The sequence below is a fragment of the Terriglobales bacterium genome, assembly GCA_035567895.1.
Lineage (GTDB): Bacteria > Acidobacteriota > Terriglobia > Terriglobales > Acidobacteriaceae > Gp1-AA112.
Genome location: DATMPC010000015.1, coordinates 1 through 11833, shown reverse-complemented (window position 1 = coordinate 11833; position 11833 = coordinate 1). Strand labels below are relative to the sequence as shown.

Below are 11833 nucleotides of genomic sequence, written 5' to 3'. Positions count from 1 at the left end.
TTGTTCCTGTGCGCTGTAGAATGCAGCGAACGAGGCAGCGGCGAAGCCGCCTGGGAGTTGTTGGGAGCCCTGACGTCCACAGATCCGGCGACCCGAAGCGTCGCTCGCGTTCTCTTGAACAGATGCTAACTCGCGGCTCAATCTGGACAGGGAGTTCCTTCTGGCGATTCCGCTGACGCAGCAATGACCGGTGTATACGACCCGCCGCAGGCCACGCTCTCGGTCCTGATTGCAATATCCGCTTCCTAGGAAGCTCTCGATCTCGCCGGACCGGTGACAGCGGCGAGCGGTCGCACACGGCTGATCGGCGGACGCACCGCGATGGGCATCGGCATCTGGGCGAGGCACTATATCGGGATGCTGGCTTCCCACTTCCCGCAGGAACCCGAAAGCCGTCCCCCTGCCGCCTTACGACAAGCCTTCGTCGCGATATTCCTTAGTCTTCAAATAGACGGCGGAAAATGGTCAAACATCTTCTCCACCGATTTGTCGAGATCCTTTAACGCTTTGGCCGGTTTGTCGGGTACGGTGTCGGTTGCTGATCCTCGCCAAATCAGTCTCTTGCTTCTGCTATCGAACATGTCGACGACCAGGGAGCCAACCTCATAATTGTCGACGTAGGTGGTCGCCTCCCCGAACCCACCCCAGCGCCATCCCGGAAAGCCGTCGTAAAAAGTTCGCAGTGTAGGCCTTTCGTGGGTTGTGCCTACTGCCATAATCGTCACATCCCCATCCGACGGAACCTCTGTCCAGCCTTTCTTTGCCAACTCCCTGTTTACCGCCTCCTTAATGCGGTCATCCCAGAGAGGATTCGGTGTCTCGATCTTGCCCCAAGAGTAGGTCTTGTATTGCGAAAAATTTGCGTGGTGGTCGTAGTCGGTCTTGACTTCGCGAGAAAATACCGGAAGCGTGATGGCCAGCAGGACGGCGACAAAGAACAGAAAACGGACTTGGACTTTCATATTTTCTCCTTCGTTTTTTTTATCCGACTCACGACTGCCGGCCGGACGAATCTGCCAGGATCCCAGACTGAACAACTCAGGTTTCGACACTCGATGGCCTAAAATCTAGGGTCTTCAGCTAGCGATCTCTAACAGGGATGCTAGCGATTAGGGGTGCTTGGGACAATTCCTCGGTAGCACGAACGGGGAATCCGAAACAACGCGTAGCCTCAAATCAATCCCACGTTAGAGATTTCCATAAGACTGTAGCGGTAGCTAGTCGTTCGCACTCGCAGCTCATCCCTGAATGCTTTCTCGCTTGCCAGTTGGTCCGTACAGCCAAGGTCCTACAGGGCGTTAGGACTGGCGGAGTAAGAGCCCGTACATGCCCTGTCCGACGTCCGGTTCCGCCTCTTGACGAATTGTTTAAGGATCGCTCTGTCACTACTATCGCGAATGAAACAAGCACTTGTGCAGCGCCAAAAGGCGCTGAAGAGACACGGTGCAAGACTTTCGAAGCTACGGATAAACAGACGTAAAGGAGAACCGATCATGGCAACTGCAACACTCATACACACGGACGAAGAAATTCAGAAAGACGTGCTCGCTGAACTGAAGTGGGATGCTCAGGTCCAGCCCAACGAGATTGGTGTTTCCGTCAAGGACGGAGTAGTTACGCTCACCGGATGGGTGGATTCATATCTTAAGAGATGGGCTGCCGAGGACGCCGCACACCGGGTTGCGGGCGTAAAGGCTGTGGCCAACGACATTGAAGTAAAACTGTTCAGCGAGCGCACGGACGCGGACATTGCCGAGGCTGCGATCCGTGCGCTGCAATGGGATGCCTCGGTGCCGGCGGACAAGATTCAGGTCACGGTTTCCAAAGGCTGGGTCACGCTGAAGGGCGAGGTGAATTGGAACTTCGAGAAACAGGATGCCGAACGCGTGGTAAGACGTCTGACCGGGGTGAAGGGAGTGAGCAATCTCATTACGGTGAAGCCGAGCACAACGCCGTCAGAACTGAAAAAGAGGATCGAGGATGCGCTGGTGCGCAACGCCAAGGTCGATGCCAACAAGATCACGGTTGAGGTCCAGGGCAGCAAGGCCATTCTGAAGGGAGCCGTCCGCGCGTGGGTTGAGAAGGAAGAGGCGGAGCGGGTGGCGTGGTTGGCGCCGGGAGTCACCTCGGTGGAAAACCGGATTACGGTTGACGTTTAGCGAGTTGGATCCGTGGTCAGGGGCGGAGACCTCGCCCGCCCCTGAGTTTAGGAGCCGTGATGAACAAACTGATACTACTCGTCGCGATGCTTGCTTTCGCGGGACCCTTGTGGGCAAGTGCAGCCAACACGAAAGTCGAAGAGCGTCTGCAGAATGCTGGTGAGGTTTTGCAGGAAGTCATGAACGCGCCTGACAAAGGGATTCCGCTGGAAATTGTTGAACACGCCAAGTGCATTGCCGTGATTCCCAACCAGATCAAAGCGGGGTTCGTGGTGGCCGCGAAGTTCGGAAAGGGGGTAGCGACCTGCCATACAGAAAGAGGATGGAGCGCGCCGGCCTTCTTCACGATTACAGGCGGCGGATGGGGCGCTCAGATCGGGATTGCGAGCATCGACAACGTCCTCATGATCATGAACCAACGCGGGATGGATCATTTGCTCTCGGCAAAATTCCAAATTGGCGCGGACGCATCCGCCGCCGCGGGTCCGGTGGGACGACATGCCGCTGCGGGAACCGATTGGAAGATGGAGACCGAAATTCTGAGTTATGCACGAGCCAGGGGTGTCTTCGCCGGTGTGTCGCTCGATGGAGCCGTCGTGCATCCCGATCAGGAAGCCACAAAAATCGTGTACGGCAAGTTGCTTCCGCCCCGAGAAATCCTGACTGGGAAAGTTCAACCTCCTGAAACTGTCCGCTCGTTTCTAGCCGCGGTCCGGGAAGTGGAGGAGAAAGCAAAGAAAGAGTCTTGAGACGTTCAGATCGAAAAAGATAAGGAGATCAACACATGCAAACTTTGCGCAAAATGGCGGCTGAATTGATGGTAGGGGCCCTGATTGCATCGATGCTGTTCCTGTTTTCAACGCCACTATCGGCACAGAAGCAGGAAAACCCCGAGGTTACTAAACTTCTTGCTGACGCTCGCGACAAAGCAGCAGAACTGAGCCGCGATGCGGACGAGATGGAAGCTCTGATTCGCACGGATGTGAGCTGGCAAACTCATGCCGCGATGTTGGAATCAGTGAAAGAACACGTAAACCAGCTGGGTCGCATCGCCGCACAACTCGAGCAAAAGCGCGACTCGGCGTCGGCGTGGCAGCAGCAGGCAGTCGATCGTATGCTGCCGGTTCTGAAGGAGTTGGCCACGAACACGACCGCGGCGATCAACCATCTCAACGAGAACAAGACCCGGCCGCTTCAGACCTCGTCGTATCCGCAATACTTGAGTGAGAACGCGGATGCGGCCCACAATCTGTCGGACATGATTTCGTCATTTGTAAAGTATGGAGATTCCAGAGCGAAAGTGGAAAAGCTGGAACAGAAGCTCGAGATTGCCAGTCGATAAGATGCCGCGATGATCCTCCTGTGCCCGCAGGGCCGGTTCGGCTTTTCCCGACAGGCTGAACCGGCTTTTTTCAGGCGCAGGGCCGAGTGAAAGTAGGACCGCGACCGGGAACTGAGGGATCCGAACACCCGGAAGAAGAAAGAAGAATAGGAGGAACGTTGCTATGAAAGATGTGATCAATATTTTGCTGGCTCCGGCGATCGCGATCCTGCTCGCCTTGTGCTTAACGTTGGCTTCTTGTAGTTCAGCCAAGAACTCTAGCGAGAATTCGACGGTTAACGCGGCGACGCACACCCAAAACCAGACGCAGTCTCCGCCTGACCTGCAGAAACAACGGCAAGAGGCTGAGCAGCAGGCGCGACCTGACGTCGAAAAAGAGCGCAAACAAGCAGAGGACGAAGCTTCAAAAAATCTGGATCAGGAAGCCAAGGCCGCCATCGACGAAACTCAGAAGGCGATCGATGCCATCGCTGCAAATAAGAATGACCAAGCCCTGGCGGCGATCGAGCAGGCCACCGGCAAGATCAACATCTTGCTGGCTCGCAATCCGGCCACGGCGCTCATCCCTGTCAGCCTTGAGGTCGAAGTCATTGACGCGGCGCCACACGATAGCAAGGCCATTGCGGAGATTGCGAAGAATGCATCGAAGGCGGTGGATGACAAGAACTACCCAGCTGCGCGCGTGTTGCTTTACGCTTTGACTAGCGAGATTCGCATGCGCACCTACAACCTTCCGCTGGCGACGTATCCCGCTGCTTTGCAGGAGGCTGCACATCTGCTTGACCAGAAGGAGCCGCTGGAGGCCAGCAAAGTGCTATTGACCGCGCTTGACACTCTGATGGCCGTGGATCGAGTTACTCCTCTGCCGCTAGTTCTGGCTCGCGAAGCGATCGAGCAAGCCAAGGCAAAGAGTCGGACCGACAAGGCCATGGCACAAACGCTGGTCGAAACAGCGAAGAAGGAAACTGAGCGAGCCAAAGAACTCGGCTACGCAGGCCGGGATCCGGAATACGTAGCCTTGAACACCGACATCTCGAACCTGGAAAAACAGCTTAAGGGAAATGAAGATGCAACCTCCGTTTTCGCTAAGCTCGAGGATCGATTGTCGGCGTTCCTGAAGCGGCAGTCGCAGCAAGAGCGGCGCTGACGCGAGCGAAACATCGACCCCGCAGGCCGGGTTGGGCTTCTAAAGCCAGCCCGGCTTTTCGGTTTTCCGGGTTGGTGGAGTCTCGCGGTTGGTACTCAGGAGTCCTTTGCATGGGCAGCAGGGTAGCGCCGCAAAAGCGTAATCGAAAATACCAGGACTAGAACGAGCAGACCAAGCAAACCAAGTTCAATCATGGAAGAGCGGAAAACTTGCGTGCTATCGCTCGTCCATACCAACTCCTTGCCGAGAGTGGCCATCTCCAGGCTGATTACGAGAATGCGCCGAATCGAGGCGATTAGGCCGACGACGAGGAATGGCTCTGTGACCAGAACTTGCGAGCGAATGGAGATGCGAACGGTATGCAGAATCTCGACGAGCATCAGCACAATGAGCAGTTCGTTTAGGACTCGCAGTGTCTGCGTTGCTACCGTCCAGTGAATCACGCTATCGAGGAGCAGCTTGCACGCACTGGCGAGGGCAGCGAGGATCGTCAGCGAAAGCAACACAGCCAGCGCGGAATAAATTGCCATCTCGGCAACGCTAAGCGAATAGTCAAAGCGCTGACGCACGGTGCTTTCTGCCATGGTATCAACCCCCGCAGCCAGAGTCGCTGGTGTGGCGGTCCACTTTTTGACCGGAATCGTACTTATTGCCGAGAAAGGCCCATCGTCGGCGATGGAGCAGCAGCTGTCAATCAGAAAAACCGGTTTGATCGCATGCTCTGCGATGGAAGGCCCGCTACTCCCAAAGTCGTACAGGTTCCTGTCACCCGGGCTGGAACAATGTCTAAGCCACATTTCTGAATTCATAGTCGCTCCCTCGTTCAATTGTTATTCAAGGGCTCGGACGGTTAGCCTCAGCCTCGAGATGGGCAGGAGATTTTCGATGAACCAACGAGGAGATTGGACTTGTGTTCGTAGCAACCGCAGTGGGAAATACTTCGCGGCGGTATTGGCCTGTCTGGCCTTGCTGGCGGCCTGCGTCCCTGCCGTAAGTCAGGACGATTCGTCCGGCAATCCCCCGGCGCGCATTGCGCGGCTCAGTGTTGTAAAGGGTAATGTTTCTTTCTTGCGGGCAGGGTTGGATCAATGGGCCCAGGCTACGCTCAACTTTCCCGTGACGACCGGGGACCGTTTATACACGGATAAGGATGGAAGGGCGGAACTCCAAGCCGGATTCTTCGCGGTGCGGATGTCTGCCTCTAGCGATGTCACCGTAACTAACCTGAATGATGAAACCATGCAACTTGGACTGGAGGAAGGGACGTTGCGGATCAGCGTCTATGAATTGCCCTCCGGAAATACTGTCGAGGTGGACACTCCTAACGGAGCGATTACGGTGCAGAGTCCCGGAAGATATCGCGTTGATACCGACCCGGACGGTGACCGGACAATCGTCACGGTAAACCGAGGCAGCGTAGATATAACCGCCGAGGGTTTTTCGCAAAGTGTCGACGAGGGCCAGGCCTTCGAACTTAGGGGCCAGAATCCGCCGCAAGCGACAACTGCTCCGATGCCTCCCCCCGACGGCTTTGATGAGTGGAGTGAAGAGCGCGACCGGCGTCGAGAGTCTGCCACATCCGCGAAGTATGTGAGCCCAGGCACTCCGGGCTTTGACGATCTCGATGAATACGGACATTGGGCGGTCGTCGACGAATGGGGGCCGATCTGGTATCCGCCGGTTGCGGCTGGCTGGGTACCCTACCGCTTCGGCCATTGGGCATGGATCGATCCCTGGGGATGGACCTGGATTGAAGACGAGCCGTGGGGCTTTTGCAGCTTCCACTATGGCCGATGGGTTCGAATCGGAATGACCTGGGGATGGTTGCCCGGGCCAATCGTCGTCGCGCCGGTCTACGCTCCAGCGTTCGTTGCATTCCTGGGAGGTCCCGGCTTCTCGATTGGGGTTGGCATTGATCTGGTGGGCTGGTTTCCGCTGGGACCCGGAGAGCCCTTCTTTCCCTGGTATCACTACGGCCCGGAGTATCTACGCGTAGTGAACGTCACCAACATTCGGAACGTAACCAATATCACTAACATTACCAATATTACGAACATCCACGACGTGCACTACACTTACAAGACTGTCGCAACCACGGCGGTTCCCAAGAATGCTTTTAGCAGCGGGCAACCAATTGCGCACCAGGCTGTCAAGCTCAGTCCTGAGCAGATTGCAAGAGTGCCGGTCACTCCACACCCGGCTGCGAACCCTACCATGCGTGCAGCCACGCCGGGCAAGCCTGTGTCCGCGCCGCCGGTACGTTCCCAGCGACTTGTTACCGGTAGCGGAGCGGCCCGGCCGGCTGGGGATGAGCCTCGGCAGCCCGCCTCTGCGAGAACGCGCGAAGCACCGGTGGGCCGAAACCCCGGAAACCCGTCACGGTCTGAGTCGCGGGGTTTGATCACCAGGATTCCGCCACCCGTACCAAGGATACCGTTTGCCGATACACGACGGGCGATGATGGAGCATCCGGGAAGGCCGATCGAACCTGGCCAAATCGAAGATCTGCGAGTCGGAAGACCGGTTGGACCCATGCGGGATCGCGAGTTTCCTCCACACCCGGCGCCGGTCTTGCGCGAGCGGGCAGTACCGCTGCCGGTTCCCAAGCCCCATCACTGAGGGAAACGTCCATGTCGATGCCAGTGAATCCATTCCGGAAGGTACGCGGCTCTGCTCAGCTTTCACGGAAACAGCATGGAGGCCGCGAAATTGAGAGTCTCTTGGCCATGAATAAACGAACTGAAAAAACCGAAAGAATATCGCAAGGCTGGAGGTGCAGCTGTTGCGGCGACCTCATCACGAGCATTGAGGATGGATGGGTCGAATGGCTTGCGAGTGAAGATGAGCGCGGTGAACGGCTGAAGGGTCTAAGGCTAGTTCATCGTTTATCGCCTTCCGCGGAATCGAACGGGCCGGGCTGCCGATACGATAGCGTCCGGGAGTTCCGCAATGATCGCAGCATCGTGGAAGGTTTATCGCTCGAAAGATTTGTGGGATCGGATGGTTTGATGCTCCTCCTCTCTTTTCTGGCCTCAGGTGAAATGCCCCGCGGAGATGTACTCGAACTCGCAAAGCGTGTGCAGATCCCAGGATACGAACAGACTCGGGAACTCTTCCCGGAAGCAATTGGCATGGGAGTATTCTCGCCCACAATCGGCGAGGGGTACTACATGCAATCTGAGATTCGAGAATTGTTGAGTTGGGTTAACCGCGAGACGAATTCTTAGATAAGACTTTTGTCTTATCAATTCCTCTCGCCTGAAGCGAATTTTCCAATAAGCGTTGTCGTCGAATTTTCATTCGTTCTACTGATGAATTGTTCTGAGTGCTGAAGACCGTTAGCCTCGGCAATGGAGAACGGCAACAGATCGAGTCCTTATTTCCGCAGGCCAACCTCGGGAGGTTACGAACGTGGGCAAAACGATTGGCATTGATCTTGGTACTACGAATTCGGTGGTGGCAGTCATGGAGGGCGGTGAACCCAATGTCATTGCCAATGAGGAAGGTGGGCGCACGACTCCGTCGGTCGTGGCTTTCACAAAAACTGGCGAGAGGCTGGTAGGGCAAGTGGCCAAGCGCCAGGCGATCACGAATCCTGAGAACACGATCTTCTCGATCAAGCGTTTCATGGGACGGCGCTATGACGAAGTGAAAGAAGAGCTGAAGATGGTGCCGTACAAGGTTGAGCCCGAGGGCGACCACGTGGTGATCGTGGCCCAGGGCAAGAAGTACACGCCACAGCAGATCTCGGCCATGATTCTGCAGAAGTTGAAGAAAGCGGCCGAGGATTATTTGGGACAGCCGATCCAGGATGCGGTGATCACGGTTCCGGCGTATTTCAACGACGCACAACGCCAAGCCACCAAAGATGCCGGGAAGATCGCTGGGCTCGAGGTAAAACGTATCATCAATGAGCCGACGGCAGCGGCCCTAGCTTATGGTCTGGACAAGAAAAAGGATGAGACGATCGCGGTCTACGATTTTGGCGGCGGAACATTTGATATTTCGATCCTGCGAGTTGGAGAAGGCTTGATCGAAGTTGAGGCTACGAACGGCGATACGCACCTGGGTGGTGACAACCTGGACCAGCGCATCGTCGACTGGCTGATCGACGAGTTCAAGAAGAGCGAAGGTCTCGATCTGCGTGGCAGAGGCAACGAGATGGCGCTGCAGCGTCTTCGTGATGCGGCGGAACGGGCCAAGATCGAACTTTCCACCACGATGGAGACGGAGATCAATCTGCCATTCATTACTGCGGATGCGAGCGGACCGAAGCATCTCGTAAAGAAACTCACGCGGGCGAAACTGGAGGCCATGGTTGAAGAACTCATCCAGCGCTCCGTGCCGCCAAGCAAGCAATGCATGAAGGACGCGGGCGTAGATGCCAGCAAGATCGATGAAGTAGTGCTGGTTGGCGGACAGACTCGCATGCCGCGTATTCAGCAATTGGTCAAGGAGCTCTTCGGGAAAGAAGGCAACAAGGGAGTGAACCCGGATGAAGTAGTCGCAGTGGGCGCCGCGATCCAAGGCGGCGTGCTAGGCGGCGAGGTAAAAGATTTGCTGCTGCTGGATGTGACCCCGCTGACGCTCTCGATCGAAACACAGGGCGGTGTGGCGACGCCCATGATTCCGCGGAACACGACCATTCCGACCCGCAAGACTGAGACGTTCTCGACTGCAGCCGACAGCCAAACTGCGGTTGATGTTCACGTGCTGCAGGGGGAGCGGCCGATGGCGAACCAGAACCGCACATTGGGCAAGTTCCAGCTTACTGGCATTCCTCCGGCACCACGGGGCGTTCCGCAGATCGAAGTTACGTTCGACATCGATGCCAACGGCATCCTGAACGCGACCGCGAAAGACCTGGCGACGGGAAAGGATCAGACCATCAAAATTACATCGTCTTCCGGCCTATCGAAAGAAGAAGTCGAGGGCATGACCAAGGAGGCAGAGGCACACTCGGCCGAGGACAAGTCGCGGCGTGAGCAGATCGAATCGAAGAACCAGCTGGATTCATTGGTCTACAGCGTCGACAAAATGCTGCGAGAAAATGGCGACAAGATCTCTGGTTCGGAACGCGGCGATGTCGAGAACGCGATTGCCGATGCGAAGAAGGCCTTGGAGTCGAATGACAAGGCGAGCATGGACAATGCTCGCGAGCGTCTGACGCAGGCTTCGCACAAACTGGCGGAACAAATGTACCGGTCTACGTCCACGCAGTCACGAGGATCGTCGGGAGATGGAGGCGCGTCGGGTACGGGCGCGGCTTCGTCATCGGGCGGGCAAAGCAAGAAGGATGAAGGTGTGGTCGATGCGGAATATGTAGATGTGGATACGAATCGCTAAAACGCCGTTTCTGGTCTGGGATCGCGTGTATGACCTTGATGGACATTACGCTTCACTATTTGGCGCCTGTGGGCCCACGGCAGCTGCGGGCTATGGACAGCGTCCGGGAAGTGTACGGTATTCGCCGATTGAGCCTGAATGAAATCAGGCACTCGATTTTGGTGGGTATGACGCGTCTCGCTTGCACCCCGAAGATGTGCGGGCGCTGCTTCGAAGTGCAGGCTTGGATACGGACGATGTCGCTGAAGCAGTTTTTGATGCTAGTTGAAGTGTGTGCTCATATCGAAGGAATCAACGAGATCAAACTGCCCGACGTTCGGGTCTGCGAGCTGTGCGTGCAGACCGGATCGCCATGGGTGCTCCTGCGAACTTGCCAGGAGTGTGGCGTCACACTTTGTTGTGATTCCTCGCCCAACCGCTACGCGACCAAACATGCTCATGCGAGCGGACATCCGGTCATTGCCTCCGCCGAACCGGGGGAGCGTTGGCTCTATTGCTACCCGAATGACGCGTTTGCACAGTACTAGCCGGGTGAGGACTCGTTTCTTGAAAAGCGACGGAAGCATCGGTGCCAATCACGAGAGTTCAGGGACGAGGCGGAGAGCACGGGAAGAAGCCCTGGGTCACAAAGAGGAGAAACTGCGCAAGCTGGCCTCCGAAGGGAACAGGGAGGAGTTCTTTCGAGAGATTATTCCGCTGCTGAAGCCGCTCCGGTCGTACATCAAGCGTCGTCTTCGTGGTGCTGGCCTGACCCAGCGAGCCAATATCCCTGTACTCAGCAGCGTGGACATGCTCGACGACGTGGTGCTTGAGGCCTACGAGAAGTTCAATCGCAAGCCGAAACGTTTGACACTCGAACAGTGGCTCTACCGGCTGGCAAACGAAGAACTCGACCGCTATGTTTCGAAGGGAAGGCCGACTGAAAAGCGCCGAAAGAATTTAGAAACCTTAACCCAGACTGAGTTGCGCACGCTGGAGCAGATGCCGATCACGGCTGATGCCGACGGAGAAGTCTGGTTTCCCGAGGAATTGGACGATAGCGAATATCAGGCGCTCGAATTTTTGCCGCCGGCCTTTGACGATACTCCTGAGCAACAGCTCGAGAGGAGAGAACAGATCGTCGAGATCATTAGGACTCTCGCCAAACTTTCCGAGCGCGAGCGAACGGTGTTCGAACTCTACGTTGTCGAAGGTTTCTCAAAAGGAGCTGTGGCCAGAATCTCCGGCGTGCCGACGGACCAGGTACCGCGCATCGCGGAAAAGGTCAAAGAGCATATTCGGCTAGCGATCGGCGAATCAGGAATCGAAGGAAAGAAGCGAAAAGGCCTCTTGATCAAGAGCAGCTACCCATTCATCACGTAGCGATGGACGAACTTCACTGCCATTGCTCCCTCGCCAACCGCTGATGCGCAACGTTTGACTGAACGGTGGCGTACATCACCAGCTGCGAATACTCCCGGAATATTGGTTTCCAGGTAATAAGGATCCCGATCGAGCGTCCAGTTTGCATCGTACCCGCCGGCGTACGCTCGTAATGCGTCCGGCTGGTCGGGGCTGACCTCAATCCATAGGAAAGGTACGTCGCAACGATGTAGAAAATCGCGGATTGCGAATGCCTCTGCAGATCCGTGAGTTCCAAACACCAAGACCTTTGAGTCGGAGTGGTTCACGGTTCGTTCTCGCTGTGGGCGTTTAGGTTTGCGCACTTCGCTCGTTCTTCAATTTTGCCTGCTAACAAATGCTGGCCGCCCATACCTCGAGCAGCCAGCATCTTTCCGCAATTCTGTTCCAATCACGCTGCCTTTTGCGTAGTTTGTCCAGCAGTCTGTGACTTCGCGG

General features: G+C 56.2%; 12 protein-coding genes. 9 read left to right on the top strand and 3 right to left on the bottom strand.

Going from position 1 to position 11833, the window contains the following annotated elements:
* Nucleotides 1-443 precede the first annotated feature (443 nt).
* Nucleotides 444-962, bottom strand: a complete 519-nt coding sequence (locus tag VNX88_05690; GenBank protein HWY68135.1) for a DUF4136 domain-containing protein — start codon at nt 960-962, stop codon at nt 444-446.
* Nucleotides 963-1493: 531 nt separating this feature from the next.
* On the opposite strand from VNX88_05690, the gene VNX88_05685 reads away from it, so the two are divergent.
* The 4 genes from VNX88_05685 (at nt 1494) to VNX88_05670 (ending at nt 4648) form a co-directional block, all read left to right on the top strand.
* A complete protein-coding gene (locus VNX88_05685) occupies nt 1494-2159 on the top strand; it encodes a BON domain-containing protein (GenBank protein ID HWY68134.1) in 666 nt (221 codons plus the stop codon).
* Between the two features lie 59 nt (nt 2160-2218).
* Complete coding sequence (locus VNX88_05680; protein ID HWY68133.1) at nt 2219-2908, top strand: lipid-binding SYLF domain-containing protein; 690 nt, start codon at nt 2219-2221, stop codon at nt 2906-2908.
* Between the two features lie 35 nt (nt 2909-2943).
* Nucleotides 2944-3501 carry a hypothetical protein gene (locus VNX88_05675; protein ID HWY68132.1) on the top strand — a complete coding sequence of 186 codons (558 nt, stop codon included), beginning with the start codon at nt 2944-2946 and terminating at the stop codon, nt 3499-3501.
* A gap of 163 nt (nt 3502-3664) precedes the next feature.
* Nucleotides 3665-4648 (top strand): YfdX family protein, encoded by a 984-nt coding sequence (locus tag VNX88_05670; protein HWY68131.1) that lies wholly within the window; start codon nt 3665-3667, stop codon nt 4646-4648.
* A 95-nt stretch (nt 4649-4743) separates the two neighbouring features.
* Here VNX88_05670 and VNX88_05665 read toward each other — a convergent pair whose 3' ends face one another.
* Nucleotides 4744-5232 carry a phosphate-starvation-inducible PsiE family protein gene (locus VNX88_05665; protein HWY68130.1) on the bottom strand — a complete coding sequence of 163 codons (489 nt, stop codon included), beginning with the start codon at nt 5230-5232 and terminating at the stop codon, nt 4744-4746.
* 301 nt (nt 5233-5533) lie between these two features.
* Here VNX88_05665 and VNX88_05660 point away from each other — a divergent pair, with 301 nt between their 5' ends.
* From VNX88_05660 to VNX88_05640, 5 genes are all read left to right on the top strand, one after another.
* Complete coding sequence (locus tag VNX88_05660; protein ID HWY68129.1) at nt 5534-7267, top strand: DUF6600 domain-containing protein; 1734 nt, start codon at nt 5534-5536, stop codon at nt 7265-7267.
* Nucleotides 7268-7374: 107 nt separating this feature from the next.
* Nucleotides 7375-7875, top strand: a complete 501-nt coding sequence (locus VNX88_05655; GenBank protein ID HWY68128.1) for a hypothetical protein — start codon at nt 7375-7377, stop codon at nt 7873-7875.
* A gap of 184 nt (nt 7876-8059) precedes the next feature.
* Nucleotides 8060-9994 (top strand): molecular chaperone DnaK, encoded by a 1935-nt coding sequence (gene dnaK, locus VNX88_05650; protein HWY68127.1) that lies wholly within the window; start codon nt 8060-8062, stop codon nt 9992-9994.
* A gap of 38 nt (nt 9995-10032) precedes the next feature.
* Nucleotides 10033-10521, top strand: a complete 489-nt coding sequence (locus tag VNX88_05645; GenBank protein ID HWY68126.1) for a UBP-type zinc finger domain-containing protein — start codon at nt 10033-10035, stop codon at nt 10519-10521.
* A 19-nt stretch (nt 10522-10540) separates the two neighbouring features.
* Nucleotides 10541-11356 carry a sigma-70 family RNA polymerase sigma factor gene (locus VNX88_05640; protein ID HWY68125.1) on the top strand — a complete coding sequence of 272 codons (816 nt, stop codon included), beginning with the start codon at nt 10541-10543 and terminating at the stop codon, nt 11354-11356.
* Here VNX88_05640 and VNX88_05635 read toward each other — a convergent pair.
* On the bottom strand, nt 11338-11664 hold the full coding sequence (locus VNX88_05635; protein ID HWY68124.1) for a hypothetical protein: 327 nt from the start codon (nt 11662-11664) through the stop codon (nt 11338-11340). The two genes, VNX88_05640 and VNX88_05635, sit on opposite strands and share 19 nt — an antisense overlap.
* Between the last annotated feature and the right edge of the window lie 169 nt (nt 11665-11833).